The 26,595-nt window shown below is 73.6% G+C and carries 21 protein-coding genes; 7 read left to right on the forward strand and 14 right to left on the reverse strand.

Annotation, left to right across the window (positions count from 1 at the left end):
* Positions 1 to 9 precede the first annotated feature (9 nt).
* The 12 genes from EV383_RS20480 to EV383_RS20535 all read right to left on the reverse strand — a co-directional run bounded on the left by EV383_RS20480 (position 10) and on the right by EV383_RS20535 (position 14,411).
* The gene (locus tag EV383_RS20480; protein WP_130291411.1) at positions 10 to 843 is read right to left on the reverse strand and encodes an alpha/beta fold hydrolase; all 834 of its coding nucleotides are present in this window, start codon (positions 841 to 843) and stop codon (positions 10 to 12) included.
* Entirely contained in the window at positions 840 to 2,264 is a 1,425-nt protein-coding gene (locus EV383_RS20485; protein WP_207223599.1) for a wax ester/triacylglycerol synthase family O-acyltransferase, read from the reverse strand. Before EV383_RS20485 ends, EV383_RS20480 begins: the two co-directional genes overlap by 4 nt.
* A complete protein-coding gene (locus EV383_RS20490) occupies positions 2,264 to 3,706 on the reverse strand; it encodes an HAD-IB family hydrolase (protein ID WP_130291412.1) in 1,443 nt (480 codons plus the stop codon). The genes EV383_RS20485 and EV383_RS20490 overlap by 1 nt, the downstream gene beginning before the upstream one ends.
* Complete coding sequence (locus EV383_RS20495) at positions 3,693 to 6,104, reverse strand: glycerol-3-phosphate 1-O-acyltransferase (protein WP_165438419.1); 2,412 nt, start codon at positions 6,102 to 6,104, stop codon at positions 3,693 to 3,695. Before EV383_RS20495 ends, EV383_RS20490 begins: the two co-directional genes overlap by 14 nt.
* 149 nt (positions 6,105 to 6,253) lie before the next feature.
* Positions 6,254 to 6,775, reverse strand: coding sequence for a CvpA family protein (locus tag EV383_RS20500; protein ID WP_130291414.1), 522 nt, complete (start codon positions 6,773 to 6,775; stop codon positions 6,254 to 6,256).
* A 352-nt stretch (positions 6,776 to 7,127) separates the two neighbouring features.
* Positions 7,128 to 8,510: an HNH endonuclease signature motif containing protein gene (locus EV383_RS20505; RefSeq protein WP_130291415.1), complete on the reverse strand. Its 1,383-nt coding sequence runs from the start codon at positions 8,508 to 8,510 to the stop codon at positions 7,128 to 7,130.
* Between the two features lie 61 nt (positions 8,511 to 8,571).
* Positions 8,572 to 9,228, reverse strand: a complete 657-nt coding sequence (locus EV383_RS20510) for a hypothetical protein (protein WP_130291416.1) — start codon at positions 9,226 to 9,228, stop codon at positions 8,572 to 8,574.
* Positions 9,229 to 9,386: 158 nt separating this feature from the next.
* Positions 9,387 to 10,682, reverse strand: coding sequence for a hypothetical protein (locus tag EV383_RS20515; protein WP_130291417.1), 1,296 nt, complete (start codon positions 10,680 to 10,682; stop codon positions 9,387 to 9,389).
* Between the two features lie 101 nt (positions 10,683 to 10,783).
* Positions 10,784 to 11,653: a class I SAM-dependent methyltransferase gene (locus EV383_RS20520; protein ID WP_130291418.1), complete on the reverse strand. Its 870-nt coding sequence runs from the start codon at positions 11,651 to 11,653 to the stop codon at positions 10,784 to 10,786.
* Positions 11,654 to 11,781: 128 nt separating this feature from the next.
* A complete protein-coding gene (locus EV383_RS20525) occupies positions 11,782 to 12,351 on the reverse strand; it encodes a type 1 glutamine amidotransferase domain-containing protein (RefSeq protein WP_130291419.1) in 570 nt (189 codons plus the stop codon).
* On the reverse strand, positions 12,351 to 12,755 hold the full coding sequence (locus tag EV383_RS20530) for an SRPBCC family protein (RefSeq protein ID WP_130291420.1): 405 nt from the start codon (positions 12,753 to 12,755) through the stop codon (positions 12,351 to 12,353). Before EV383_RS20530 ends, EV383_RS20525 begins: the two co-directional genes overlap by 1 nt.
* A 135-nt stretch (positions 12,756 to 12,890) precedes the next feature.
* Complete coding sequence (locus EV383_RS20535) at positions 12,891 to 14,411, reverse strand: catalase (RefSeq protein ID WP_242623225.1); 1,521 nt, start codon at positions 14,409 to 14,411, stop codon at positions 12,891 to 12,893.
* A gap of 229 nt (positions 14,412 to 14,640) precedes the next feature.
* On the opposite strand from EV383_RS20535, the gene fdh reads away from it, so the two are divergent.
* From fdh to nrfD, 3 genes are all read left to right on the forward strand, one after another.
* On the forward strand, positions 14,641 to 17,865 hold the full coding sequence (gene fdh, locus EV383_RS20545; protein WP_242623226.1) for a formate dehydrogenase: 3,225 nt from the start codon (positions 14,641 to 14,643) through the stop codon (positions 17,863 to 17,865).
* Positions 17,866 to 17,868: 3 nt separating this feature from the next.
* Complete coding sequence (locus tag EV383_RS20550; RefSeq protein WP_130291424.1) at positions 17,869 to 18,828, forward strand: 4Fe-4S dicluster domain-containing protein; 960 nt, start codon at positions 17,869 to 17,871, stop codon at positions 18,826 to 18,828.
* Between the two features lie 75 nt (positions 18,829 to 18,903).
* Positions 18,904 to 20,082, forward strand: coding sequence for an NrfD/PsrC family molybdoenzyme membrane anchor subunit (gene nrfD / locus EV383_RS20555; RefSeq protein WP_341273740.1), 1,179 nt, complete (start codon positions 18,904 to 18,906; stop codon positions 20,080 to 20,082).
* A 27-nt stretch (positions 20,083 to 20,109) separates the two neighbouring features.
* Here the strand turns inward: nrfD and EV383_RS20560 are convergent, their stop codons facing one another.
* Complete coding sequence (locus tag EV383_RS20560; RefSeq protein WP_130291425.1) at positions 20,110 to 20,430, reverse strand: YrhK family protein; 321 nt, start codon at positions 20,428 to 20,430, stop codon at positions 20,110 to 20,112.
* 126 nt (positions 20,431 to 20,556) lie between these two features.
* On the opposite strand from EV383_RS20560, the gene EV383_RS20565 reads away from it, so the two are divergent.
* Positions 20,557 to 22,482 (forward strand): ATP-binding protein, encoded by a 1,926-nt coding sequence (locus tag EV383_RS20565; RefSeq protein WP_130291426.1) that lies wholly within the window; start codon positions 20,557 to 20,559, stop codon positions 22,480 to 22,482.
* A 48-nt stretch (positions 22,483 to 22,530) separates the two neighbouring features.
* Here EV383_RS20565 and EV383_RS20570 read toward each other — a convergent pair whose 3' ends face one another.
* Positions 22,531 to 23,757 carry a glycosyltransferase gene (locus tag EV383_RS20570; RefSeq protein WP_130291427.1) on the reverse strand — a complete coding sequence of 409 codons (1,227 nt, stop codon included), beginning with the start codon at positions 23,755 to 23,757 and terminating at the stop codon, positions 22,531 to 22,533.
* Positions 23,758 to 23,943: 186 nt separating this feature from the next.
* On the opposite strand from EV383_RS20570, the gene EV383_RS20575 reads away from it, so the two are divergent.
* From EV383_RS20575 to EV383_RS20585, 3 genes are read left to right on the forward strand one after another with little or no spacing between them, the layout of a single operon-like run.
* Complete coding sequence (locus EV383_RS20575; RefSeq protein WP_130291428.1) at positions 23,944 to 25,041, forward strand: acyl-CoA dehydrogenase family protein; 1,098 nt, start codon at positions 23,944 to 23,946, stop codon at positions 25,039 to 25,041.
* Positions 25,038 to 25,778, forward strand: coding sequence for a PIG-L deacetylase family protein (locus tag EV383_RS20580; protein ID WP_130291429.1), 741 nt, complete (start codon positions 25,038 to 25,040; stop codon positions 25,776 to 25,778). Before EV383_RS20575 ends, EV383_RS20580 begins: the two co-directional genes overlap by 4 nt.
* On the forward strand, positions 25,775 to 26,590 hold the full coding sequence (locus EV383_RS20585; protein ID WP_130291430.1) for a glycosyltransferase family 2 protein: 816 nt from the start codon (positions 25,775 to 25,777) through the stop codon (positions 26,588 to 26,590). The genes EV383_RS20580 and EV383_RS20585 overlap by 4 nt, the downstream gene beginning before the upstream one ends.
* Positions 26,591 to 26,595 lie beyond the last annotated feature (5 nt).

Consider the following 26,595-nt stretch of genomic DNA (forward strand, 5'->3'; position numbering starts at 1 on the left):
GTCTCCGGACTAGGAGGACCCGGACGCGTGCTCGGCCACGTACCGCGTGTGCTGCAGGATCGTCCACGCGACGAGCTCGGGGTTGTCCACCATCGGCACGTGCCCGACGCCCGGGAGCACGACGAAGTCCGCGTCCGGGACGGCGTCGAGCATCGGGCGGCCGTAGCTGCGGAACGGGATCGTCCGGTCCGAGCCGGCCCACGCGATCCGGACCGGGCAGGGCACCGCCTCGAAGTTCCGGATCGGCCCGTCGACCGTGGCCCGTGACAGCAGGGGGCCGAGCACCGTGCAGCCGGCCATGTCGTCGAAGAGGATCTCGACCTCGTCGCCGGAGTAGCGGTCGCCGTGCTCGGAGATCGACCGCATCAGGATCCGGCGCAGGAACGGCACCGTCGCGGCCAAGCGTTGCATCGGCCCCCAGCCGGCGACGACGGCACCCACCCGGAACAGCGAGAGCAGCCGGTACATGTCCAGCGGCATCGCCCACGCCCCGGCCGGCGACAGCGCGACCACCGACGACGCCCGCCCGCGACGGGCCAGCTCCAGGGCCACCCAGCCGCCGAGCGAGTTGCCGGCGACGTGCGGGGCGTCGAGACCGAGCTCGTCGAGCGTCACGCACAGCTCGTCGACGATGGCGTCGATCGTGACCGGCTCGCCCTCGGGCATCGGACGCCCGCCGAAATGCCCGGGCATGGTGACCGCGTAGGTCTCGTGGTGGCGTTCGAGCATCGGCAGGATGGGGCGCCACGCCCGCCACGACGACGTCATGCCGTGCAGCAGCACCAACGGGGTCCCCACGCCGCCGCGGTGGTACGACGGCGGCGTGGCCGCGGTCGGGCTCATGTCGGGAGCACCGGGTCGGCCGACCCCGGGTTCAACGCGAGGACCTCCTGGAACCCCCGCACCAGGCAGTCGGTGAACAGCGCCCGGTCGGTGATCGCCGTCGCGTCCAGGTTCGCCCCGACGCAGCAGACGTCCCCGTGCGTGACGAGTGTGATCATCGCGGCGCAGCCCGGCAGCGGGGCGTACGGGTAGACCCGTTCGATCCGGGCCCCGCACAGGTAGGCGTCGAACGGCAGGCCGGGCACGTTGCTGGCCTGCAGGTCGTTGCCCATCGTCGACCGGCCGCCGACGAGGGTGAGCAGTGGCCCGGGCAGACGCGCCAGCAGCGGCGCGACCACGTCGGTGCTCTCCAGGGCCGGTTCCGCCCGGGCGGCGCGCATCTGGGCGGAGACCGCGCCGATCCGCTCGGCGGGGTCGACGATGCCCATCGGACCGGCGACCCGGGCCGGGGCGAAGCGGTTCCCGCCGTCGCCGTCACCGGAGCGGCGGACCGAGACCGGCACCGACACCCGCAGCGTCTCGTCCGGGGCGACCGCGTGCCCGTTCTCGACGTGGTAGAGCCGGAACGCACCGAGCAGCGCGGCGAGGTAGGTGTCGTTGAACGACCCGCCCACCGACTTCCCGGCCGCGCGCAGGTCGGCGAAGTCGACGTCCATGGCGGCGAAACGCCAGGACAGCCCCCTCGGGCGCAGCAGGTGCGAGCTGTCCCCCGGCGGCGGCGAGAGCACCCGCACGGCCGAGTCGAGGTAGCGCACGGACTCGGTGACGGCGCTGATCGGCCGGGTCAGCGCGCCCAGCACGTCGCGCGTCGCGCGGGCCGCCGCCGGGACGATCCCCATCTCGCGGCGGACGAGCCGGTCCACCTCGCCGAAGTGGTCGACCGGCTCCGGCTCGGGCGCCTTGGGCTGCGGCTTGTCCGGGTCGTGCTCGCGGCGGCGCGAGTGCAGCTGGCTCAGCAGCTGGATCGCGCCGAGCCCGTCGGTGAGCACGTGGTGCATCTTCAGCAGGTAGGCCGCCCGTCCCCCGGACAGGCCCTCGACCAGCGTCGCCTCCCACGGCGGACGCTCACGGTCGAACGGGGTCATCATCTCCCGCTCGGCGATCGCGGCCAGGTCGTCCCAGGTGCCGTCGCCGGGCAGGCGCACCCGGCGCAGGTGGTAGTGCAGGTCGAAAGCACTGTCCTGGATCCAGTACGGCGTGCCCAGCCCGCCGAGCGCGTCGCGCACCCGCTCCCGGAACCGCGGCACCATCCGCGACGCCCAGTCGTGCGCGTCGAGCATCCGGTCCCAGTCCGGCGTGGTGTCCAGGATCTCCAGGGCCATCACCGGCGCCCGCAGCCTCGGGTCGGACTCCGCGCGCCACATCATGACCTCGAACGGCGACATCTCCCGGGCTGTGCCCCACCCCAGTCGTGACGCCATCAGCGGTCCCCCGGCCAGTGCGCCAGCGTCTCCATGAACCGCTCCCGTACGTCGTCGGTGTGCTGCGCGACGGTCTCGCGCTTCCAGTCCGAGGTGTCGATCGGCTCCAGCACGGCCACCTCCACGGTGCCCGGGCGCAGCGTCTGCGCGCCCCGCCACATGATCTCGCCGGCGTTGCGGATCACGATCGGGACGACGGGGACACCGGCCTGCATGGCGATGTGGAACGCGCCCTTCTTGAACGGTCCGAGCTTCGGCGTCGGCGACCGCGTCCCCTCCGGGGCCATGGCCAGCGAGATCCCGTCCTCGCGCAGCGTGCGCACGGCGGGCTCGAGGGCCTCCTTGGCCTTGGTGGTGTTGCTGCGGTCGATGAACGCGACGTCGGCGACCTGGAAGAGCTGGCCCCACAACGGGATCGCCGCCGCCTCCTTCTTCGCGACGCCGGTGAACCCGCCGCGCAGCAGCTTCATCAGGATCGGCACGTCGAACTTCGACTGGTGGTTGAACAGGAAGACGCACGGACGCGCGGAGACCAGGTGCTCGGCGCCGGTCACCTCGACGTCGATCCCGGCCATCCCGAAGCCGATGTCGGCGCCGACCCCGCAGGCCAGGTCGATGAACTTGCGGCGCGACCCGTGCAGCAGCCCGGCACCCATCGCCGCACCGAACCCGCCGATCATGCCGCCGTAGAAGATCGCGGTGCGGGCCACGTCGGCGACGTCGGGGAGCAGCCCGCCGCGCGGCGCGCAGTCCAGGATCGGCCAGCCGTTCTCGGTGGCCACGGCGCGCAGGGAGTCGGTGGGCGAGACCGCGACCGGATGCCCGACGGAGGAGAGGAAGTCGACGTCCTCGGTGCCGTTGGCGTAGGCGAAACAGCCCTCGAGGTCGACGCCGCGCTCCTGCGCGTCGGCGACCACGGCCGCCGCCTTGCCCGGCCCCCACAGCGGCGTCCCCTCCGGACGGCCGGTGAGCACGCCGTCGCGCACCTCCAGCTCGGTGCACAGCACCTTGTCCGCGCCCAGCTCGTCGGCCATCGGCTGCACCTGGAACCGGGTGGCCGAGGACGCCATGACGACGGTGTGTCCGCACTCCTTGTGCGTGGCGACCAGCTCCCACGCCTCCTGGTGCAGCTGCCCGGCGATCTCGTTGACGAACAGCTCCCGGCCCAGGGCGAACAGCTCCTCCTCGGTGCGCCCCTCCCAGGTGGCCAGGGTCAGTGCGAGGAACTCGCGGAAGTCGTCGTTGGTGCGGATGCCGCGCAGGCCGGACGCGATCGTGCGCAGCAGCTCGACGGCACCGACGTCGAACTCCCACAGCCGCCGGCGGTAGAACGCCCCGGCGGAGTAGCCCTCGATGATCGTGCCGTCGTAGTCGAAGTAGGCCACGGTGTCCGGGCCCGGCGGGACCGCGCGGATCGCGCGGAGGCGGTCAGCTTGCGACACCGGTGCTCCCGGCCGGGGTCGTGCCCCGTTCCCCGTCCGAGCCGGGGGCCTGCCTCTCGCCACCGATGCTCGATCCTCTGTCCTCGGCGCGGCCACCCAGGACCACCTCCAGTCGCGCCCGCTCCAGGCGCCCGATGCGTGTCAGATCGTCGATCAGTGCGGCGAGCTCGTCGCGCCAGGCGCGGCGCCGCTCCTCCACCGGCAGGGCCCCGTCACCCCCGGACGGCTCCACCAGGTCGCGGTTGTCGGCCAGCCGCAGGGCCGTGGCGTAGAGCTCGCGCGACACCGAGTCCGCGCGGTCGAGCCGGTGCTGCAGCAGCATCTGCCTGCCCACGCCCAGGCAGACCTCCAGGAACTCGTCCCGGTCGGCCGGCGGGGCGGCGTCGAGGGCGACGAGCTGCTCGGCGACCACCAGCTGCGCGTCCAGGAACGAGCGCAGCACGCCCGGCGCCACCAGCAACGACGCCTGCCGCAGTGCGGCGCGGGCGTCGGTCGGGCGGGCCCGGCTCAGACGCCACTGGGAGTCCAGGATCGTCAGCTCGTTGCGGACCTCGGCGGCGAACTCGCGCTTGTCGGAGAAGAAGAACTCGAACTTGAGAAGGTCGCGCAGACGCGTGAGCTCCCGCCAGCCCAGCTCGAGCAGGTCGGCGCCGTCGCCCGCGTCGCCGGCGCGCAGCAGCGCCACCTCGGTCAGCGCGCGGTTGAGCAGGTGGTGCAGCGCGCCGTTGCGGTAGAACGCGGCCACGTGGTGACGCCCGGAGCGGATCGAGAAGACCGGCTCGGTGCCGCCCTCGTAGATCGTGACGACGTGCGCCTCGGCCAGGCTGTCCAGCGTCATCCGCAGTCCGTGCCGGGTGCGCAGCTCCGCGACCGGGACGGGGACCCCGCGCGTCTCCAGGTAGTCGGCCAGCGGAGCGACGACGTCACGCAGCTGCTGCAACGTCAGTGCCCGGTCGCGTGCGGTGAGCAGCGCGAACGTGACCAGCGACGTCGCCGTCGCCGGGCTGACGCGGTTGATCCCGGCACACACCCGGAACGCGACCTTCTCCAGCTGCGCCGATCCCTGCTCGGACTCCGCGAGCGACTCGCGCAGCGAGAACGGCTCGGCGAAGCGCACCTGCGCGGTGCCGATGTGACGGCGCTGGTCGCGGAAGTAGCCGGCCAGCCAGCCCAGTCCCTCGGCCTTCTTCGACCCGCCGCGCTGCTCGGCGGCCATCGCGCCGACCTCGTGCAGCTGGTCGTAGACGATCGAGACCGGCACCAGGATCGCGTCGAGCTCGGGTCGGTCCTCCAGCGCGGCCGCCAGGTAGCGCAGCAGCCCGTAGCGCGGGCGGCGGAGCTTGCCGGTGCGGCTGCGGCCGCCCTCGATGTACCACTCGAGGTTGAACCGCTTGGACATCAGGTGGCCCAGGTACTCCTGGATCGCCGCTTTGTAGATCGTGTCGCCGCCGAACGTGCGGCGGATGAACACGATCCCGGCCCGGCGGCCCAGCGCGCCCATCGGCCAGAACGACAGGTTGTTGCCGCCGAGGACGTGGTTGCGGGGGAAGTCGCGGTCGTGCAGGACCTCGGCGAACAGCAGCGGGTCGGAGTAGGAGCGGTGCGAGGGCAGGAAGACGAGCGCGTGCTCCTTGTTGAGCTCGCGCAGGCGCTCCAGCCCGGCCTCGTCGACCTTGACGTCCCAGGCCTTGGTGTGCAGCGGGCCCATCAGGGTGCGGAACGTGTCGATCGCCGGCGGACTCTGCACCGCGGCCATCTCGTGCAGGCAGGACTCCAGGTCGTGCGCGACCTCGGCGCTCGGCTTGCCGACCTCGCCGCTCAGGCGCTCAGCCAGCGCCCGGAACCGTGCGGACGCGGTGATCTGCTCGACCATCCGGCGCGGCACCTTGTAGCGGTCGCCGAGAAGACGGCGCTCGCCGCGGTCGCACGCCAGCGTCGCCTGCCGCACGACGAACCGGGCGAACGCGCCGGAACGCCCGCCGCCGTCGGACGGCCGGCCGCCCTCCTGCGCGGCGAACCGCGAGACGAGGTCGCCGACGGTCGCGGGCTCCCCGGCCACCACCCGTGCGGACTCGGGGACGCGCCGGGCCATCTGCCCGTGCAGCCGCCACGGCGCCCGGCGCATCGCCAGCGTGGAGGCCAGCTCGGTGACCCGGTTGACCGCTCCGGAGTCGCGCTCCGGCGGGATCCAGGCGATCCGGACCGGGACGACGAGCGTGTCGTCGGAGTCGAGCCGGGTCTCCAGCCCGGGCGGTGCCGCCGGGGCGTCGCCGTAGCCGACGACCGGAGCGCCCGGGTACTCCTCGGCCGCCCATTTCTCCAGCAACGACCGCTCGGTGGCCGAGCGCGCCTGGGTGAGCACGACCGCCTGCGCGGCGTCCTTGCCGTCTGCCGTCATCCCGCCCCCGATCCGCCGCGACGCCGCCGAGACGTCGCGATGGGCACTTTCGCACATCACACGGTAGCCGTGCCGCTCAAGAACAACTTCGTTCCTGCGCTGCGGCACAAGCCGGGTGACCGTACGACGACGACCCGGTCACGACTCGGTCACCGAGCCGGCGGCGCCACCTCACCGACCAGCACACGCACCGTCTCGGTCGTGTCGGGGAGCACCTGCTCGACCGAGTCGACGATCACGCTCGTCCCGCCCAGCGCGTCCCCGATCGAGGTGACCGGGGCCAGCGGGCCGGGCCCCACCACGGCCGGCACGAGCCAGGACACCAGCCAGATCAGCAGCAGCGCGGACGCCGCGCCGGTGACGGCCCCGACCAGCCGGTCCAGGAACGACAACCGGGCCTTGACCAGCACCCGCGACACCAGCCCGCCCAGGAACCCGCCGACCAGGACACCGAGCAGCAGCCCGATCAGCGCTCCGATCAGCACCAGTACGTAGACCGACCCCACGGTCGAGCCGTACTGGGACAGGCGCCCGCTGAACGCGGCCCCGATCCCCGCCCCGACCAGCAGCCCGAGCAACCGTCCCCCGCGGGCCGCACCTCCCAGGGTGCGGAACCCTCCGATCGCGGCGGCGATCACGATCACCACGACGAGTATGTCCAACCAGGTCATGGATTCCCCCGTTCTCTCCGGTACGACCCACGACGTTCCGGGCGCACCCTCCCAGACTGGCCTGAGTTCCTGAGCGAGGGCTGAGACCCCAGGGGGAACGGCTCTCGATGACAGCTGTCCGGCCCTTCGCCCCCACCGCTCCGTCCCCTCTGCTCCGGTACCCACCGCTCCGGTGCCGTGCCGCTGCGGCGCCGTGCCCCGATGCGCGAAGGACCACCCGTCGTATCTGCTGCGGAGGACATCGGGGCCCTTGCCACGGAGAGGTGCGGACCCCAGCGGGCTGGTGCCGGTGGACCCCCCATCGTCGCGGGGTCCACCGAACCTGTTCGTCGCCCGCCGCTCCCGAGCGAGCTCAGGAGACAGGCGCGCCGAACAGGCCGTCGAGGTTGGCGATGCGTACACCGGATCGGGTCACCTCTGCCGGTGGTGTGTTGCGCCGCTGGTCCGGGACGTCGATCACGGACGGCCGCCGACGTGGAGCCCGCGTCGGGTCGATCCAGGCCGGAGGCAGGAACTCCGGCAACCCGTCACGGATCCGGACGTCCCACCCGGGATGGTGGATCAGCCGATGGTGTTGCCGGCAGAGCATGACCAGGTTGTCGATCTTTGTTTCGCCGTGTTCTTCCCACGGGATGACGTGGTGGACCTCGCACCACGACGGCGGCCGGTCACAGCCGGGATGCGCGCACCCGCGGTCTCTGGCAATGACAGCGCGGCGCAGACCGTCGGGGATGGTGCGGGTGGCTCGTCCGACGTCGAGGGGCTGGCCCTTGCCGTCGAACACGATGGGGATGACAGCCGAGTCGCAGGCCATCATTCGCAGGGTCTCGGGTGAGGTGCGTCCGCCGAAGTCGAGCATCCCGGTGCTGGCGCGCTTCTCCAGGTCTTCGAGGGAGATGATCATGGAGATCTGCGGGCGACGCCCACCTGTCTCAGGAACCAGGCCAGTCGGACCGTGCGACAGCGCGAACGCGCACACCTCGGCGAGGGCCTCGGCCTGGCGCTGCGCCGGTTCCCGCGTCTCGTCCGAGGAGGTGGGCTTGGACTTGGCGTCGATCACGGTGGCGATGGTGTCGAACATGGCCGCGTCGTCGAAACGCCCGGTGATCTTCCCGCCCGGCCGGTTGCGGTGCCGCACGATCCGCAGCTCATTGACCTCGGGTTCGGGCCGGTCGTCGTCGGGCTCGGGACCGTCCTGGTCGAGCTTGTCGACCAGCGCCGTGCCCCACACCTGCAGCTCGTTCGGCGTGTACTCACACGTCTTGGCGCCGATCTCGGCTTCGGCGGCCGCCCACACCTCGGGAGAGAGCCGCTCCGCGGCGCGGGTCCCGAGAACCTTCGCCACGACCTCGACATGGCGCAGGCTGGTCCGGCCGGCGTCGAACACCTCCGCGGTAGCAGGCAGGCGCGGCGGCAACGCAGTGCCGTCGAGGGCGGTCTTGCCGACCACGTTCTCGGCGGCCATCGCATGCCGGCGGGCCTCGAACCGCTCCCAGCCGAGGAGGTCGGCGAGGGCGGCGGCACTGTTCTTGTAGCCGCGGGAGGTGAACACGTCGCGCCGTTCGGCGGTGGCGAGGACGTCGACGGAGAGGTGGTCGAGGCGCCGTCGGGCGGCCTCGCAGGCGATCAGGACGGTGATCTGTTCGGTGTCACTCGCGCCCAGGGTGGCGGCGCGCAGGTCTTCGACGGCCTCGATGAGGCGGTCGTGCGCTGCGGCGACCCGGCCGGTGGACATGCCTCCATCGTACTCGAACGCATGTTCGCATCAAGGCCTGTCGGCGCAGCTCAGAGGCCACTCACCGCACGGGATTCCGACATCGGTCGGGCGATCTACACGGTCCCGTCGGCCGCACCGAGGTCGTCGTCGGACAGCCCCAGCACGAGCGCCATTCTCCGGATCTCGTCGTCGGAGGGGCATCGGGCGACAGCCGAACCAGCGCCTCCAGCCGCTGGTGCCGCTCCACCGCCCGCGTGATGCGGTCCAGGTCCTGGTCGTACTCACGGATCGACGCCGACCACAGCATCGTCAACGCGTCACAGACGTCCGTCGCAGCGAGGAGGAGCCGAGCGGGCCACACCCTGTCGGCGGGAACGACGAGCTCATCGATCCCGGAACGGTGCGGAGAGACCGGATCGATCTCGAACCGGAGCCCGATCCACTGCAGGAGCTCGGCGTAGGCAGCACGCGGGCCGGGGGTGTCGTACCGGCCGTTGGTCGCCTCCAGCGCCCGGCAGACACGGCTCGTCACGTCGTGACGCTCCAGGAGCGTCTCGACCGCCGCGGGATGCAGGCCGTCCGGCAGATTCTCCGGCGGCACCGTGCGCGGCCAGCGTGGCAGGGCGAGGAGGACCGTCGACCATCGCCGCCCGCACCCGAGGCAGCAGCGGTCGTCCCGGCCCGGTCTCACGATGCACCCACCGATCACCGCCTCTCCCCGCTCGGCGGCCTCCATCAGATCGTCGTCCGGCATGCCGTACTCGATCGGGACGACGGGCCCCGCGGCACAGCGCGGACACGTCTCGGTCGGGGACACGGCACGCTCCTCGCGCTCCACAGGTGTCGGGCCGGCGCGTCCGGTCCGGGAGCGGACGAGCGTCCCACGCGCCGCTCTCAGTCGATCGGCATCCCGTCGCCGACCCACTCGTAGGCGACCATCTTGTCCGCCGAGAGGTCCGAGTCGACGATCCACGCCACCGCCTCGTCCGAGAGCGGATAGGCGACGTCGTCGCGGGCGGCGGCCCACAGCGAGGCGAAGACGACGGCGTCGCGCTGGTGCGCGCGCAACGCCCACACGACCTCCGAGCACTCCTGCCGCACCACCTCGTCGACGACGGCGCGGCACCAGCCGTCCTCGGGGTCGGCGTCGGCCTCCGTGTCGAGGCCGAGGTCGTCGCGCTCGGCCAGCATGCCCAGCACCACCGGGTCGACGCCGTCGACGGTGTCGAGGAGGGCGTCGACGTCGAGGGTCCAGTAGCCGGGGGCGCCGCCGTCGAACATCCGGACGTCGAACTCCTGGCGCAGGACGTCGAGGCAGAGCAGGCGGCAGGCGACGCGGGCCCGGTCGACGTGGGTGTCGAACGACGTCAGCCCGGCGCCGCCCAGCACCTGCCACGCCTCGCGGGCCCAGGCCAGGGCCGAGCCGTGCCGGGCGAAGACCGCGGTGGCCATGTCCACCACCGACTCCCACGACTCGTCGACACCGGCGGCCGCCTCCGGCGCACCGGCACGGAGCAGTGCGGCGAGCGTGCCCTCGTCGGAGTCCGGGTCGTCCGGGACCGGATCCACGGCGGACGGCAGGTCGCGACCGAGCGAGGAGGGAAGGTCCAGCTCACGTTCGAGCCGGTCGAACTCGACGAGCCGGTACCCGACCTCCCTGACGTCGCGGTCGTACTCCACGACCGACGCCGAGCGCACCAGCTCGAGCGCCCGGCACACCCGGTTCGCCGACTCCAGGAGGCGGACGGCGTCGCTCCGGTCGGCGGGGACTACGAGCCGGTCCATGCCGGCGCCGACCGGGTCGCCCAGGACGTCGGCGTAGCGCTGGGAGAGCCAGTCCCCCAGGTCCGCGTAGGCGGCGAGGGGCTCCTCGGCGTCGGCGGACGAGGCGCGCACGGCGTCGCAGACACCGGTGGTGACCCGGAACCGCTCGTCGATCAGCGCGGTCGCGCGGCGGCGGTCGTCCGGGGTGAGCCACGCGAGGTCGGCTGTGAGCGGCCAGCGCGGGTACGGGTCGGAGACGGGCCATGCGAAGGCGCAGCTCAGGCACCGCCGGTCGGGCTCGTCGTCGGGACGGTCGACCCGCAGTCCCTCGGCCGGGAGCCCGGGCGGTGGGGCGTACGGCCGCGCGGGGCCGACGGCAGCGACGGACGCCGAACCGCAGTGCGGACAGGTCTCGTCGACGTGCATGGGGGAACCGTGCCACGCCCGGGCGCTCGGCGCGGGCAGGGGACCGGGCGACACACCGGCGGCGGTGCGGGACCGACGCCGGTGCGGGCCACCGGGACCGCTCAGCCGGTCAGGTCGGCGCGCATCAGCTCGATGCCGCCCATCACCTCCGCCACCCCGGGCGGGAGCGGGCGGCCGTACTCCTGCGCGAGGTCACCGGCCAGGGACGAGGTGACCGTCCACCCGTGCCCGGACAACCAGACGTCGGGCGCGGCGTCGCGATCCTCGGAGAAGAACAGGGTGCGGACGTCAGCCCCGATCACCTGCTGCGACATGGTCTGGAACTCGGGACTCGACGTGATCTTGTCGATGCTGCCGCCGAAGTGCTCGACGGCGATGCGGCTCCCCGGCGCCGACAGCTCCTGCACCCGCTCGAACAACAGGTGCTCGGCGGCGGCGGGGAGGTAGGGCAGCAGTCCCTCGGCCAGCCACACGGTGCGTCGCGACGGGTCGAACCCGGCGCCGGTCAGGGCGGCGGGCCAGTCGTGGCGCAGGTCGACCGGGACGACGATCCGGCCCGCGGCGGTGTCCGCGCCCTCCTGGTCGAGGATCCGGTCCTTGAAGTCGAGCACGGCCGACTGGTCGATCTCGTAGACCGTCACCCCGGCCGGCCAGCTCAGGCGGAACGCACGGGTGTCGAGCCCCGCGGCGAGGATGACGACCTGCTCGGCGCCGGCCTGCGCGGCACCGGAGAGGCAGTCGTCGAAGAACCGCGACCGCACGCCCAGGTAGGTCGCCTGCGCGGCCCAGGCCTCGTCGTCGAAGGGACGGTCGGGCATGTCTTTGCCGGTCGCGTCCACGAACGCCTGCGCGTACGGGTCGTTCACCAGGCCGTCGGAGCGCTTCGTCTCCACGGCCCGCCCGGCCGCCACCGCGAGGGCCGTGGCCCCCACGCTCGTCGTGATGTCCCACTGGTCGTCGTCGCGTCGCATGTCCACGATTACCCGTGTTCTTAGGTAGGCTAACGACACGCCGACGAAGATCACCCGCATGGTCCAGGCGATCCGGACACGGGCGCACCGAACGCCCGGACCGCCTACCCACGGTGGGACGGGAGTGGTCAGGCCGAGGTGGCCTGATCCTCCTGCCGGCCCTTGGCGAACTCGGCGACGAGCGCGGCGTTGAACGCCGGCAGGTCACCGGGGCGACGGCTGGTGACCAGACCGTGGTCGACGACGACCTCCTCGTCCACCCACTCCGCGCCCGCGTTGCGCAGGTCGGTGGCCAGGCTCGGGTAGGACGTGACGCGACGCCCGGTCAGGACGCCGGCCTCGACCAGCAGCCAGGGGGCGTGGCAGATCGCCGCGACCGGCTTGCCGAGCGCCATGAACTCCCCGACGAGGCGGACCGCGTTCGGGATGGTGCGCAGGAAGTCGGGGTTGGCGACGCCGCCGGGGAGCACGAGGCCGTCGTACTGCTCGGCCTGGGCCGCCCCGAGCATCTGGTCGACCTCGAAGGTGTCGCCGCGGTCGAGGTGGTGGAACGCCTGGATCTGCCCCAGGTGCTCCGATGCCAGCACCGGCGTCCCGCCGGCCTGCTTCACGGCGTCCCACGGCTCGGTGAGCTCGACCTGCTCGGTGCCCTCGGAGGCCACCATGAACAGGATCGTCTTTCCGTCCAGGTCCCCCATCAGGCGGCCGACCCGGTCGAGCTGCCGTCCAGGATGCGCTTGATGTTCGCCAGCGTCCCGGTCAGGCCGGCGGTGATGCCCGGCCCGTCGACGTTCTCGGTGTGCAGGGTGACGGTGACCGAGGACCCGTCGTCGGCGGGCTCCACCGAGAGCTCGCCGTTGTAGTTGTTGGAGCCCTCGGCGCCCCAGGCCAGCGAGCGGGAGCCGGCGTCGACGCGGAACCACGCCTCGCCCTTGCGCGCGACGCCCTCGACGAGCGCCACGACGTACACGGCCTCGCCCTCGGCCTGTTCGGCCGACTGCATGGCCTCGAAGTACTCCGGCAGGTTCGCGACGTCGGAGAGGTAGGTGAAGACCTTGTCGGGGTCCTGGTTGATCGTGGTGGTGTGCGCGTAGTCGCCCATGGAGCGGGGCTACCCGGCGCGGTCGCGACCATGCCCGCGGACGCCACCGGATCGGCGTCCGCCCCCGGAACACAGGTGAGCGGCGGCGTCCACCGAGGTGGGCCGCCGCCGCTCACGCGCAGGCTCTGGGGGTGATCAGGCCTTGCGCTGCATGCTCTCCCGGGCCGGGTTGCCCTGCGGGCCGGCCTTCGGGTCCTTCTCGTTCTTCTTCTCCTCGACGCCGGCGGCGATCCGGTCGCCGATCCCCTTGTCGATGTTGCGCCAGTACTCGAAGGCGCGCTCGAGGATCGGCTCGGTCACGCCGTTGAGCAGGTGCCCGACGACGTTGTCGACGAGGCGCTCACGCTGCTCGTCGTCGTAGACGTCGCGGACCAGCGTGCCGGCCTGGCCCCAGTCGTCGTCCTCGGCGTGCGAGACGTAGGCGGCGCGGGTGATGTCGCCGTCGGCCTGCCAGCTCGGGACCTTCTGCGACGTGTCCGCGTGCGCGGCGCCCTTGGAGTTCGGCGCGTAGACGGGGTCCGACGTCTTGCGGAACGCCATCGCCCCGTCCTTGGAGTAGGTGTGCACCTCGTTGATCGGGGCGTTCACCGGGAGCTGCTGGTAGTTCGCGCCGATCCGGTAGCGGTGCGCGTCGGCGTAGGAGAACAGCCGTCCGAGCAGCATCCGGTCCGGGCTCGGGCCGATGCCCGGCACGAAGTTGTTCGGCTGGAACGCCAGCTGCTCGATCTCGGCGTGGTTGTCGGTGGCGTTGCGGTTCAGCGTCAGCTTGCCGACCTCGATCAGCGGGTAGTCGCTGTGCGGCCACACCTTGGTCAGGTCGAACGGGTTGAACCGGTAGTCCTTCGCGTCCTCGTACGGCATGACCTGCACGTACAGCGTCCAGCTCGGGTACTCGCCGTCGGCGATGTGCTCGAACAGGTCCCGCACGTGGTAGTCGGTGTCGGCCGAGGCGAGCTGGTCGGCCTCGTGCTGGGTGAAGGTCTCGATGCCCTGGTCGGTCTTGAAGTGGTACTTGACCCAGGACTCCTTCCCCTCGGCGTTGATCCACATGTAGGTGTGCGACGTGTAGCCGTTCATGTGGCGCCAGGTGCGCGGGATGCCGCGGTCGCCCATCAGCCAGGTGACCTGGTGCGCCGACTCCGGCGAGAGCGTCCAGAAGTCCCACTGCATGTCGTGGTCGCGCAGGTTGTTGTCCGCGCGGCGCTTCTGGGACCGGATGAAGTGCTGGAACTTCATCGGGTCCTTGATGAAGAAGACCGGGGTGTTGTTCCCGACCATATCGTAGTTGCCCTCGGGCGTGTAGAACTTCAGCGAGAATCCGCGCGGGTCACGCCAGGTGTCGGGGCTGCCGCGCTCGCCGGCCACGGTGGAGAACCGGGCGGCGACGTCGGTCGTCGCGCCGGGCTGGAACAGCGTGGCCTTGGTGTAGGCGCTGACGTCGTTCGTGACCTCGAAGGTGCCGAACGCGCCGCTGCCCTTGGCGTGCGGCTGGCGCTCCGGGATGCGCTCCCGGTTGAACTGCGCCATCTGCTCGATCAGGTAGCTGTCCTGCAGAAGGATCGGTCCGCCGGGGCCGACGGTGAGGGAGTGCTCGTCACTCTCGACCGGGCTTCCGGAGTCGGTGGTGGTCACGTTGCGCTGCGAAGCAGTCGTCACGAGTCCTCCTCGGTGGTGGTGACCGCCGTGGTGACGTGGCGGTGCGGGCATCGGTACGCGCTCGGGCTCGACGCGTGCCGGGAACGCCATGGGGTGCCCGAACGCGACCGGCCGAAACCCTCCCCCGCCGCCCGCGGGCCCACCGGTCGTCCCCGTGCGCCCGGGCCGGTCCCCCCGGCCGTGCCGGGAGAAGGGTTTGCCGCTCGCCGGTCGGGGAACAGCAGCTTTCGTGGGAGTACGTGAGTGGATCGAGTCGTGGCCGGTGTACCGCCAGCTGACCGGTGACGACCCTCTGGGGCGCGGCACGGCGTCGCGGGCGGAGGGTACGGAGAACTGGTACGCCCGGACCCGGGACGCCGACACCGTCACCAAGTCGATCTGCCCGTTCTGCGCGGTCGGCTGCGGGCAGGACGTTTACACCCGCGACGGCGAGATCATCCAGATCGAGGGCGACCCCGACTCCCCGATCAGCCGCGGACGGCTCTGCCCCAAGGGCTCGTCGTCGCTGTCGCTCGTGACGGCACCGAGCCGGGTGACGACGGTGCGCTACCGCCGCCCGCACGGCACCGAGTGGGAGGACCTCGACCTCGACACGGCCGTCGACATGATCGTCGACCGCGTGCTGAAGACCCGCAAGGACACCTGGCAGGACACCGACGACCAGGGGCGGCACCTGCGCCGCACCATGGGCATCGCGAGCCTCGGAGGAGCGACCCTCGACAACGAGGAGAACTACCTCATGAAGAAGCTCTACACCGCGATGGGCGCGGTCCAGGTGGAGAACCAGGCCCGTATTTGACACAGCTCCACCGTCCCCGGTCTGGGGACCTCGTTCGGTCGTGGCGGCGCCACGAACTACCAGCAGGACCTGATCAACTCCGACTGCATCGTGATCCAGGGCTCGAACATGGCCGAGGCGCACCCGGTCGGGTTCCAGTGGGTGATGGAGGCCAAGAAGCGCGGCGCGACGGTGATCCACGTCGACCCGCGGTTCACCCGCACCTCCGCGGTGGCTGACCTGCACGTCCCGATCCGGGCCGGCACCGACATCGCGCTGCTCGGCGGGCTGATCCACCACGTGCTCGAGAACGAGGCCTACTTCACCGAGTACGTCCGGGCCTACACGAACGCGCCGATGATCCTGCGCGAGGACTTCGTCGACACCGAGGACGCCGACGGGCTGTTCTCCGGCTGGGACCCCGAGTCGGGCACCTACGACGTCCGCAGCTGGCAGTACGAGGGCGCCGACGTCGAGGCGGCCGCGGGGCAGCGTGACGAGGAGCAGGCGTTGCGCGGGGAGGACCGCACCGGCATGTCCGGCGCGGGCAGCGCGGTGTTCTCCGGCACCCCGACCCGCGACGACACCATGCAGGACCCGCGGTGCGTGCTGCAGGTCCTGCGCCGGCACTACGCCCGCTACACACCGGCGATGGTGCACGAGGTCTGCGGCATCCCGGAGGAGACCTTCCTCGCCCTGGCCGACGCCCTGACGCGGAACTCGACGCCGGAGCGCACCAGCGCGTTCTGCTACGCCGTGGGCTGGACCCACCACACCGTCGGCGTGCAGTACATCCGCGCCGCGTCGATCCTGCAGTCGCTGCTGGGCAACATCGGACGTCCCGGCGGCGGCATCCTCGCGCTGCGCGGGCACGCCAGCATCCAGGGCTCCACCGACATCCCGACGCTGTTCGACATGCTGCCGGGCTACATCCCGATGCCGCACGCGCACCGCGAGCAGGACCTGGCCGGGTTCATCGAGAACAACTCCGGCGACAAGGGCTACTGGGGCGAGATGGACGCCTACATGGTCAGCCTGCTCAAGGCGTGGTTCGGCGACGCCGCGACACCGGAGAACGACTTCTACTTCGGTCACCTCCCCCGCCTCGACGGCGACCACTCCAGCTTCGTGACCGTCGCCGACCAGGCACGCGGGAAGGTCCCCGGCTACTTCGTGATCGGCGAGAACCCGGCCGTGGGCACCGCGAACTCGCGGATGCAGCGCAAGGGGCTGGCGAAGCTCGACTGGCTGGTGGTCCGCGACCTGAACATGATCGAGACGGCCACGTTCTGGAAGGACGGCCCGGAGATCGAGACCGGGGAGATGGTCACCTCCGACATCGGCACCGAGGTGTTCTTCCTGCCCGCCGCCTCGCACACCGAGAAGGGCGGCACGTTCACCAACACCCAGCGCCTGCTGCAGTGGCACCACAAGGCCGTCGAACCGAAGGGTGACTGCCGCAGCGACCTGTGGTTCTACTACGAGCTCGGCCGTCGGATGCGGGAGAAGCTGGCGGGCTCGACCGACCCGCGCGACCGGCCGTTGCTGGACCTGACCTGGGACTACCCGCTGGAGGACAACGGCGACCCGGACGCCGACGCGATCCTGCGCGAGATCAGCGGTCTCGACGCCGACGGCAACGCGCTGTCGGGCTACACCGAGCTCAAGGCCGACGGGTCGACGTCGTCGGGGTGCTGGATCTACTCCGGCGTCTACGCCGACGAGGTCAACCAGTCCATGCGCCGCAAGCCCGGCTCCGAGCAGACGCTCGTCGCTCCGGAGTGGGGCTGGGCATGGCCGGCGAACCGCCGCGTCCTCTACAACCGCGCCTCCGCCGACCCGGACGGCAAGCCGTGGAGCGAGCGCAAGAAGCTCGTGTGGTGGGACGGCGAGCGCTGGACCGGCGACGACGTGCCGGACTTCCCCGCCACCACGGCGCCGGGCTACGTCCCGCCGGAGGGGGCCCGGGCCGCCGAGGCCATCGGCGGGGCGGAGCCGTTCGTCATGCAGGCCGACGGGCGGGCGTGGCTGCACGCGCCGTCCGGGCTGCTCGACGCACCGATGCCGGCGCACTACGAGCCGCAGGAGTCCCCGGTCGGCAACGCGCTCTACCCGTCGCAGCGGGCCAACCCGGCGCGCGAGCAGATCGACCGCCACGACAACCGCTACCACCCCGAGCCGGGATCCCCCGGCGCGGCGGTGTTCCCGTACGTGTTCACCACGTTCCGCGTCACCGAGCACCACACCGCGGGCGGGATGAGCCGGTGGACGCCGCATCTCAACGAGCTGATGCCGGAGATGTTCCTGGAGATCTCCCCGGAGCTGGCCCGCGAGCGCGGACTGACCCACACCGGCTGGGCGCACGTGATCACCGCGCGCTCGGCGATTGAGGGCCGTGTCCTGGTGACCGAGCGGGCCAAGCCTCTGAGAATCGGCTCCGGGCTCGACGGGGACACCGTGATCCACCAGATCGGTGTGCCCTGGCACTGGGGCCCGAACGGCCTGTCCACCGGGGACGCGGCGAACGAGCTGCTCTCCGTCGCGCTCGACCCGAACGTCCACATCATGGAGACCAAGGCCGCGACGTGCGACATCCGGCCCGGGCGACGCCCGCGCGGACCGGACCTCGTCACGTTCCTCTCCGACTACCGGCACCGCGCCGGATTGAAGGACTGACCGATGGTGAACGCTCCGACCACCAACTCGCTGTCCGGCCCGCTCCCGGACCCGACCGCGAACGCCGGCTACGCCGCCGACCACCCGCCGCGGGTCGGGTTCTTCACCGACACCAGCGTCTGCATCGGCTGCAAGGCCTGCGAGGTCGCGTGCAAGGAGTGGAACGCGCTGCCCGCCGACGGCGTCGGCGACCACGGCGCCGAAGGTGACGTGCTCGGCCTGACCGGGATGAGCTACGACAACTCCGGCGGGCTGGGCGCCTCGACCTACCGGCACGTCGCGTTCGTCGAACAGCGGGTGCCGGCGAAGACGTCGGTGCCGGTCGAGCTGGGCATGCCGCTCTCGCAGCTGCCCGGCGCGGTGAACCCCGGCGAGGACCGGGAGGGTGACGCGACCGAGGTCCGCTGGCTGATGGCCTCCGACGTCTGCAAGCACTGCACGCACGCCGCCTGCCTGGACGTCTGCCCGACCGGGGCGCTGATCCGCACCGAGCACGGCACCGTGCTGGTGCAGGACGACATCTGCAACGGCTGCGGCTACTGCATCCCCGCGTGCCCCTACGGCGTGATCGACCAGCGCAAGGGGGACGGCGGCGCGTTCAAGTGCACGATGTGCCAGGACCGTCTCGGCGACGGCCTGATGCCGGCGTGTGCGACGGCCTGCCCGACCGAGTCGATCATGTTCGGCAACCTCGACGAGCTGCGCGAGCGCGCCGACGCCCGTCTCGCGACCCTGCACGGGCAGAACGTGCCGGAGGCGCGGCTCTACGGCCACGACCCGAACGACGGCGTCGGTGGCGACGGGGCGTTCTTCCTGCTCCTCGACGAGCCGGAGGTCTACGGCCTGCCGCCGGACCCGGTCGTCACCACCAAGGACCTGCCGTCGATGTGGCGCCACGCCGGAGCGGCCGCGCTGACCGCGGCCGGGGCCGTCGCGCTCGCGTTCCTGGGGGCCCGCCGATGACACTCACCGACGTACTCTCTCCCGCGGAGGTGGCGTCGTGACCGCCGACGTGCTATCTCCCGCGGAGGCGGAGTCATGACCGTCCGGGAACGCCTGCGGACCGCCGCCGGGGTACTGGGCATGGGCGGGCCGGCCACCCGTGCCCAGGCGCCGGCGACCGACACCGCGTCGACGACGAGCACCCCGCTCGAGGCGCCGCACGTCGCGCCCGCGCCGCAGGACGCCGGTGCCCGCGACACCGTCGCCCGCGGCGATCGTCTGCCCGACGACGCCGGAGGCCGCGGTGGTGGTGGACGGCGCCGGCGCAAGGGCGGCCGCGGCGAGCAGCTGATGGTGCCCGACGCGGAGTTCCGCTCGTACTACGACCGGCCGATCATCAAGCCGCCGGTGTGGAAGAAGCCGGACGTCCCCGCCTACCTCTACCTGGGCGGGGTCGCCGGCGTCTCGTCGTCGCTGGCCGCGCTCGGCGACCTGACCGGACGGACGTCGCTGCGCCGGGTCGGCCGGCTGACCTCGGCCGGCGCGGCGGTGAGCAGCGTCGTGTTCCTCGTCCACGACCTCGGTCGCCCGGCGCGGTTCCTGCACATGATGCGGGTGTTCAAGCCGACGTCGCCGCTGTCGATGGGGTCCTGGATCCTGGCCACGTTCAGCACGTTCTCCGGAGCGACCGCGGCCCTGGAGCTGACCGGCTGGTTCCCCCGGCTCGGACGGCTCTCCGGGATCGCCGCCGGGGTGTTCGGCCCGGCGATGATCACCTACACCGCGGTGCTGTTCTCCGACACCGCCGTCCCGGCCTGGCACGACGCCTACGAGGAGCTGCCGTTCGTCTTCGCCGGCAGCGCCATGGCCGCCGGCGGCTCGGTCTGCCTGCTGACCGGGCGCGACGCCGCTCCGGCACGCCGGGTCGCCGTGGCCGGGGCCGCGCTGGAGGTCGCCGCGATCACGGTGATGGAACGACGGATCGGCTACTCCGCGCGCGCCTACACCACCGGCCGCGCCGGGACGGTCCTGCGCGCGGCGCGGGCCGCGACGATCACCGGCGGCATCGTCGCGGCGGCGTCCGGGTTCGTCCGCGGGCGCCGCGGGCGGCTGCTGGGCATCGCGTCGGCTCTGCTGCTCAACGGGGCGTCGGCGGCCACCCGGTACGGGGTGTTCGAGGCCGGGATGGTCTCCGCCCGCGACCCCGCCTACATCGTCGTCCCGCAGCGCGAGCGGATGCGGGCCCGGGAGGCCGACGCGACCGGGACGTCGTGAGCCCCGGCGGCTCTCCCGCGCCGCGTCTCAGAAGTCCTCGGGGTCCTCGTGCGTGCGGCGGCTCCCCACGCCGGCGCGCTCGGACTCCAGGCGGCGCAGGGTGACCCGGCGGGAGAGCCGGATCGCCGGGCGGATGGCGAGCTGGGCGCTGCCGACGACGAACAGCCAGACGCCGGGGTCGTGGTCCTGGGCGAAGAAGTAGAAGCTGCCGATGAAGAACTCGATCGCGATCAGCGCGTCGTTGATGATGCTCGCGGTCTCGTAGCGGTCCCGGATCACCACCTCGCGGTGGCCGAGGTGCAGCGTCAGGTCGGGGTCGGCCGGGTCGTGGCGGAAGGTCGGCGGCATGCGCGTGAAGCTACGAGCGGGTGGAGGGGGCGGCTCGCCGGAGCGCGGACCGGCAGCCGATGGGGTGAATAGCGGCGGACCGATCGGGTAGGCCTGTGGCACAAGCACAACCGGGAGGTGCGCGCGATGGGCGGGACCGACTCCGCGGCCGACGCGTTCGACGACCTCCCCGACCCTGCGTGGGAGATCGGCGCGGACGATCTCGTGGTGCGCGCGGCCAACGCGGCCGCCCGCGCGACCGGGATCGCGGTCGGCGACCGGGTCGAGCAGCTCCCGATCGCGCCGGACTCGCGGGCCGGGGCGTTCACCGCGTTGCGCGCGACGCTGCGTTCCGGGCACGCCCGCCGCGGGCTGGACTGGACCTTGTCGGGAGTGCACCACGCCGTCGACCTCGTCCGGGTCCTCGACGACGACGGCCGGGTCCGCGGTGTGCTCGCCCAGGCACGGGTGATCCCGGACCCGGCGCCGGTGCACCTGGTCCCGGCGGGAGGGGACGGTCCCTCGCCCGATCCGCAGACCGGTCCGAACGGGCCGGACGGCGACGACTCCCCCGCCCACAACCCCTCCCGGGTGCCGGTGCCGGGTGCCTTCCGGCTGGCCGTGCACCGCCTCGCCGCGGCCGGGACGGACGAGGCCACCGGCGACTGGTTCGGCGCCGTCGCGCTGCAGGACGGCCGCCTCGTTCTCATGGTCGGTGGGGTACCGGACCCCGCCCCGGACCCCGGCGATGGCGGCGACCGTGCCCCCGTCGTCATCGGGGGTCTGCGCGCGGTGCTCTCCGAGGCGCTGCGCGCGGGCGAGCCGCTGACCGAGGCGGTGCGACGCGCGGACGCCGCGGCCGCTCGCCTGCCGGCCGGGCACGGCGCCACGCTGACCGCGGCCGTGCTCGACCCGCGGTCCGGAACCGTCGAGCACGTGTCCTGCGGGCACTGCCCGCCGTTGCTGTGCCTCGGTTCCGCCCGGGGACCCGGCGTGGTCCGCCCGCTCGCCGGCCCCTCGTCCGGGCCGCTCGGCGTCGGTGCGCCCGTGACCGTGCCGCACGTCGAGCCCCTGGCCCCCGGTTCGGCCCTGGTGCTGTGCTCCAACGACCTCGTCGAACGCCCGGGCCGTCCGGTCACCGCGGGCGTCGACGAGCTGGCCGCCGCGCTGCGCCGGAGCTGGCGCCCGACCGACGCCCCCGCCGCCGCGGACGCGCTCTGCGCCCAGGTGCTCGACGCGCTGCCCGCCGGCTGCGAGGGCGTGCTGATGGCGGCGACGGTCCCGGCCGGCACAGCGCGGGCGATGGCCACCCGGATCACCGCCGACCCGCGGCGGATCGTCGGCGTCCGGGAGCGGCTCGAGACCTGGCTGCGCGAGACCGGCGTCCCGTCCGAGGTGCTGGCGTCGGTGCCGATCGTCGCGTCCGAGCTCGTCACCAACGCCGTGCAGCACGCCTACCCACCCGGCGTGGACGGGCCGGTCCGGGTGCGCGCCGCCCACGAGAGCCCCTCGGCCCTGGTCCTCACGGTCTCCGACGACGGCAGCTGGGGCCCACCGACGCCGGTCGAGCAGGAGCCGCGCCGCGGGTTCGGGCTCGCCGTGGCGCGGAACCTCGCCGACGCCCTCGACATCGACTCCGGGCCCCGCGGGACGACCGTGCGCGCCCGGTTCGGGCTGACCCGGCCGGTCGTCGTCCGCCACGGCGACGCGCCGCACCTGCGCGTCGCCGGTCCCGGGTTCGGCATGCTCACCAGCGGGGAGCCACCGACCCGGCTGCGGGTGCACGGCCCGATCGGCCCCGCCGCCGCCGAGGACCTGCGGTCGGCCCTGCTCTACACGACGGCGGGCGGCACCCGCGCGATCACGCTGGACCTGGCGGAGGTCACCGAGCTCGGTGCCGAGGCGGTCCGGGTCCTGCACGAGTTCGCCGGTTTCGCCGACCCCTCCCCCGCGGTGCGGGCACCGGAGGGCTCGGTCGCACGGGCCATGCTGGCCCTCGCCGATCTCGGCTCCCTGGTCGACGACACCCTCGCCCCGGACGACGACCCCGCCGCCGCCTCCCGGATCCGCTGAGCGGTTCCCGGAGCCGGTCCCGGTGGGCCGACCGGGCGCCGGCCGGACTCAGACGGACGCCGCGACGGTGTCCTCCCCGTCGTCGACCACCGCGGTGGAGACCGGCGTGGTCGAGACGACCGTGGTGGAGATCGCCTCGCGGTACACCTCCGTCATCGCCTCCACGATCCGCGACCGCGCGTACCGCGACGACGCGCGGTCGCGTCCGGCGATCCCGAAGGCGGTCACGGTGCCCGCGTCGCCGATCACCTCGCGCAGTGCCGCCGCGAGCTCGGACGGGCGTCCGGGCAGCACGTGCACGCCCGTGACCTGGTCCACGACGGTGTCGCGCAGCCCGCCGACCGCCGTCGCGACGACGGCGCGCCCGCAGGCCATCGCCTCCAGCGCCGCCGTCCCCGACGACTCCCTCGGGGGCGTGCTGGCCAGCACGTCCGCGGAGCGCAGGAGCCGGGGGACGTCGGCGCGCGAGACCGCCCCGAGGAACCGCACCCGCTTGGCGACACCGTTGCGGGCCGCGGCCGCGTGCAGCCGCGCGAGGTCCGGGTCGTCCGCGGCCCGCTCCGGAGCCGGGCCGCCGGCGACGAACAGCTCGGCGTCCGGGACCGCGCGCAGCGCCTGGATCACCTCGTCCGTCCCGCCGCCGGGGGCCACCGAGCCCAGCGAGACGATCCGGGGGCGGTCGGCGCGGCGCAGCGACGGGCCGTCCGGGCGCCAGATCTCGGTGTCGATCCCGGCCGGTACGACCCGCAGCCGCGCCCGCGGCGCGCCGCGCTGCAGCAGCGCCGACAGCTCGTCCTCGCTGAGCGCCACGACCCGGTCCGCGGACCGCGCGACGGCCTGCTCGGCCGGGGCCCGGCCGGCCGGCCCGGAGCCGGGCCGGGACAGACCGTGGAACGTCTGGACCCGGGGGATGGCGTGCGCCGCCGCGCCCGCGGCCAGACCGGACGTCCAGTGGTGGGCGTGCACGACGTCCGGCCGGTCCGCCCGCCAGTGCTCGTCGAGCTGCCGTGCCAGCTCGGGGACGGCGGCGACCAGGCGTTCCCCGGGCAGCGGCGACGGCGGGCCCGCGTCGAGGTGACGCACCGTCAGGCCGGGCCGGGGCGAGACCGTCGACGGACGGGAGGGATCGTCACGCCGTGCGAGGACGGTCACCTCGTGACCGGCGCCGGCCAGTGCGTCGGCCAGCTCCCCGACCTGCACCGCCTGCGCCGACCATCCCGGGTCACCGGGCTCGGCGAACGGACTGACCTGCACGGACACGAGATCGATACGCATGAAACCTCCGGGCTGCACGCCAAAGCGGGCACGCGCAGGTGGCTCTACACGTCTCTCGGTGACGGGATACCCGTTCGCCGCGGCCGTCACACGCCCGTCTCGGCGAACCGGGTTTACCGGGCCCCCCGGGAGGTACAGCCGTGGCGCCGGGCGGCTCGTCCGGCGCACCCGCCACGGAAGGACCACATGCGCGACGACGTGCGCACCCCCGGGTCGCCGTCCCCCTCGACCCGGTCGCCGGCGGATCGAGACGACTCCCTGCTCGGCTCCCCGCCCGGCTCCCCGTACGACTCCGGGCACGCCCCCCGGTACGACACGGCGGCACCGGATCCCGGCCCCGACCCCGTGGCGAGCCGCTTCACCCGGGCCGCACGGTGCGGTGAGCTGGATCTGCCCTCCCCCGGACGGGGTGCCACCCCGCGTCGCTGGGCCACGCTCGCCCGCTGGGGTCGCTCCGACCTCGCGTTCGCCCGGCTGGCCGAGGGACACACCGACGCGCTGGCGATCCTCGACGAGGGCGGTGCCGTCGCCCGGCCCGGAGCCCGGTACGGGGTGTGGGCCGCCCGCTCCGGCGGGACCGGCGCCGACCTCGGCGACGGGCCGCGGCACGGCCGGCGCCTGTTCGGCACCGTCCGCTTCTGCTCCGGCGCCCACCTGCTGGACCGGGCGCTCGTCGTGGCCGCCGGGCCCGGCGGGAGCCGGATCGTCGACGTCGCCCTGGACGACCCCCGGGTCCGTCCGGTGCCCGGCACCTGGCGCTCGCACGGCATGGCCGGCAGCGACAGCGCCGACGTCGAGCTCGACGGCGTAGCCGTCACCGACGACCAGCTGCTGGGCGCGCCCGGCTTCTACACCGACCGGCCCGGGTTCTGGTGGGGCGGCGGCGGGGTGGCCGCGGTCTGGCTCGGCGGCGCCGCCGGGGTGTGCGACGACGTGACGGCGGCACTGCGCGCCGGCCGGCCCGACGCGCACCAGCTCGCCGGGCTCGGGGCCGTGCACACCGCGGTGGCCACGGCCGACGCGCTGCTGGCGCGGACCGCGCGGCGGATCGACGCCGACCCCGGCTCCCCGCACCGCGACGACGTGTGGACGGCCCGCGCCGCGGCGGAGCACCTGTGCCGCACCGTGCTCGACGCCGCGCCGCGGATCGCCGGGGCCGCGACCCTGACCCGCGACGACCGCTTCGCCGCACGTCTCGCCGACCTGCAGGTCTACTCGCGGCAGCACCACGGCGACCGTGACCTCGCCGAGCTCGGCCGCGCCGTGCTGGACGGCGACCGGTGACGCCCACGCCGCAGCGATGGCGCGACACGGCCCGGGAACGGGCGGCCGGGGCGGTCGAGGTGTCCGCGCTCGGGCACCTCGTCGTCGTCGCCGCGCACCCGGACGACGAGACGCTGGCCGCAGCCGGGCTGCTGCGCGCCGCGCACGCGGCCGGGGCCCGGGTCGAGCTCGTCGTCGCCACCGACGGGGAGGCCGCGCTGCCCGAGGTCACCGGCCTGGACCGCGCCGAGCTGGGCCGCACCCGCCGCGCCGAGCTGCACACCGCCCTGGACCGGCTCGGGCTGGGCACCACCCCGGTGACCTGGCTGGGCATGCCCGACTCGGCCCTCGACGCCGACGACCTGACCGCAGCGCTGCGGCCGTTCCTGCGCGACGCCGACGCCTGCCTCGCGCCGTGGGAGCACGACCCGCACCCCGACCACGCCGCCGCCGGGCGGGCCGCCGCCGCGGCCGCGCCGGAGGGCGTCCGGGGCTGGGGCTACCCGATCTGGGCGTGCACCGCGGTCGAACCGGACCACCCGTCGATCCCCTGGCCGCAGGCCGACCGGCACGTGCTCGACGACGGCGACCGGGCGGCGAAGCGGCACGCGATCGACGCCTTCGTCTCGCAGACCACCCCCCTGGCGACCGGTGGGCGTGCGGTGCTGCCGCCCGAGGTCCTCGAGCACTTCCGCGGCGACGGTGAGCTGTTCTTCCGCTCGCCCGGGGCCGGCCGCGCGCCGCGGCACCGCCGGTGACCGCCGACCACACCCCGGGACGTGTCACCGGTGCCGACGGGCCCGCCCCGGTACCGGCGCACGGGCCGGTCCGCGCCGTCGGGGTGCTCGTCCCGGCCCGCGACGAACGCGACCACGTCGAGGCCTGCCTGGACGCCGCGCTGACCGCGCTGGCCCGCCTGCCCCCGGAGATCGTCACGGCGTTGTGCCTGGTCGTGGACCGCTCCGGTGACGGCACCGGCGCCGTCGCCCGGCGCGCGGTGGCCGCGCACGGCCACACCCGCACCACCGTCGACGTGATCGCCAACGCGGCGCCGCTGCGCATCGGGGAGGTACGCAACCTCGGCGCACGGACCCTGCTGCGCCGCCTGCACCCGGTCGCGCCGGAGCGGACGTGGCTGCTCAGCACCGACGCCGACTCCACGGTCGGCCCGGACTGGGCGGTGCGGCACCTGCACCTGGCCGACGCCGGCGTCGACGCCGTCGCGGGCGGTATCGAGCTGGACGGCCCCGGCCGGCTCGGGGCCGACCCCGACCCGTCCGGCTGCGCCCGCCCGCCGGTGCCGGACCTCTACGCGGCGAACCTCGGGGTGCGGGCGGCCCCGTTCGGCGAGGTCGGGGGCTTCCCGGCCGTCGTGTCCGGGGAGGAGCACGCCCTGCTCGACCTCCTGCGCCGGGCCGGGCACCGGCTCGTCACCGGCGCCGACATCGTCGTCCGGACCAGCGCACGCACGCAGGGCCGAGCGGCGGGCGGGCTCGCGGACCTGTTGCGGGAGCGCGCCGCCGAGCGCCCGGTGACCGCCGTCGAGGTTCCCGCCGCGGACGGCGGGTAGGCGGG

Source organism: Pseudonocardia sediminis, from assembly GCF_004217185.1.
GTDB lineage: Bacteria > Actinomycetota > Actinomycetes > Mycobacteriales > Pseudonocardiaceae > Pseudonocardia > Pseudonocardia sediminis.

What these genes read in the sequence shown, in the direction of transcription:
- EV383_RS20480 (WP_130291411.1), bottom strand. Translation starts at nt 843, where the DNA reads ATGAGCCCGACCGCGGCCACGCCGCCGTCGTACCACCGCGGCGGCGTG.
- EV383_RS20485 (WP_207223599.1), bottom strand. Translation starts at nt 2,264, where the DNA reads ATGGCGTCACGACTGGGGTGGGGCACAGCCCGGGAGATGTCGCCGTTC.
- EV383_RS20495 (WP_165438419.1), bottom strand. Translation starts at nt 6,104, where the DNA reads ATGACGGCAGACGGCAAGGACGCCGCGCAGGCGGTCGTGCTCACCCAG.
- EV383_RS20500 (WP_130291414.1), bottom strand. Translation starts at nt 6,775, where the DNA reads ATGACCTGGTTGGACATACTCGTCGTGGTGATCGTGATCGCCGCCGCG.
- EV383_RS20505 (WP_130291415.1), bottom strand. Translation starts at nt 8,510, where the DNA reads ATGTCCACCGGCCGGGTCGCCGCAGCGCACGACCGCCTCATCGAGGCC.
- EV383_RS20510 (WP_130291416.1), bottom strand. Translation starts at nt 9,228, where the DNA reads ATGGAGGCCGCCGAGCGGGGAGAGGCGGTGATCGGTGGGTGCATCGTG.
- EV383_RS20515 (WP_130291417.1), bottom strand. Translation starts at nt 10,682, where the DNA reads ATGCACGTCGACGAGACCTGTCCGCACTGCGGTTCGGCGTCCGTCGCT.
- EV383_RS20520 (WP_130291418.1), bottom strand. Translation starts at nt 11,653, where the DNA reads ATGCGACGCGACGACGACCAGTGGGACATCACGACGAGCGTGGGGGCC.
- EV383_RS20525 (WP_130291419.1), bottom strand. Translation starts at nt 12,351, where the DNA reads ATGGGGGACCTGGACGGAAAGACGATCCTGTTCATGGTGGCCTCCGAG.
- EV383_RS20530 (WP_130291420.1), bottom strand. Translation starts at nt 12,755, where the DNA reads ATGGGCGACTACGCGCACACCACCACGATCAACCAGGACCCCGACAAG.
- EV383_RS20550 (WP_130291424.1), top strand. Translation starts at nt 17,869, where the DNA reads ATGGTGAACGCTCCGACCACCAACTCGCTGTCCGGCCCGCTCCCGGAC.
- nrfD (WP_341273740.1), top strand. Translation starts at nt 18,904, where the DNA reads ATGACCGTCCGGGAACGCCTGCGGACCGCCGCCGGGGTACTGGGCATG.
- EV383_RS20560 (WP_130291425.1), bottom strand. Translation starts at nt 20,430, where the DNA reads ATGCCGCCGACCTTCCGCCACGACCCGGCCGACCCCGACCTGACGCTG.
- EV383_RS20565 (WP_130291426.1), top strand. Translation starts at nt 20,557, where the DNA reads ATGGGCGGGACCGACTCCGCGGCCGACGCGTTCGACGACCTCCCCGAC.
- EV383_RS20570 (WP_130291427.1), bottom strand. Translation starts at nt 23,757, where the DNA reads ATGCGTATCGATCTCGTGTCCGTGCAGGTCAGTCCGTTCGCCGAGCCC.
- EV383_RS20575 (WP_130291428.1), top strand. Translation starts at nt 23,944, where the DNA reads ATGCGCGACGACGTGCGCACCCCCGGGTCGCCGTCCCCCTCGACCCGG.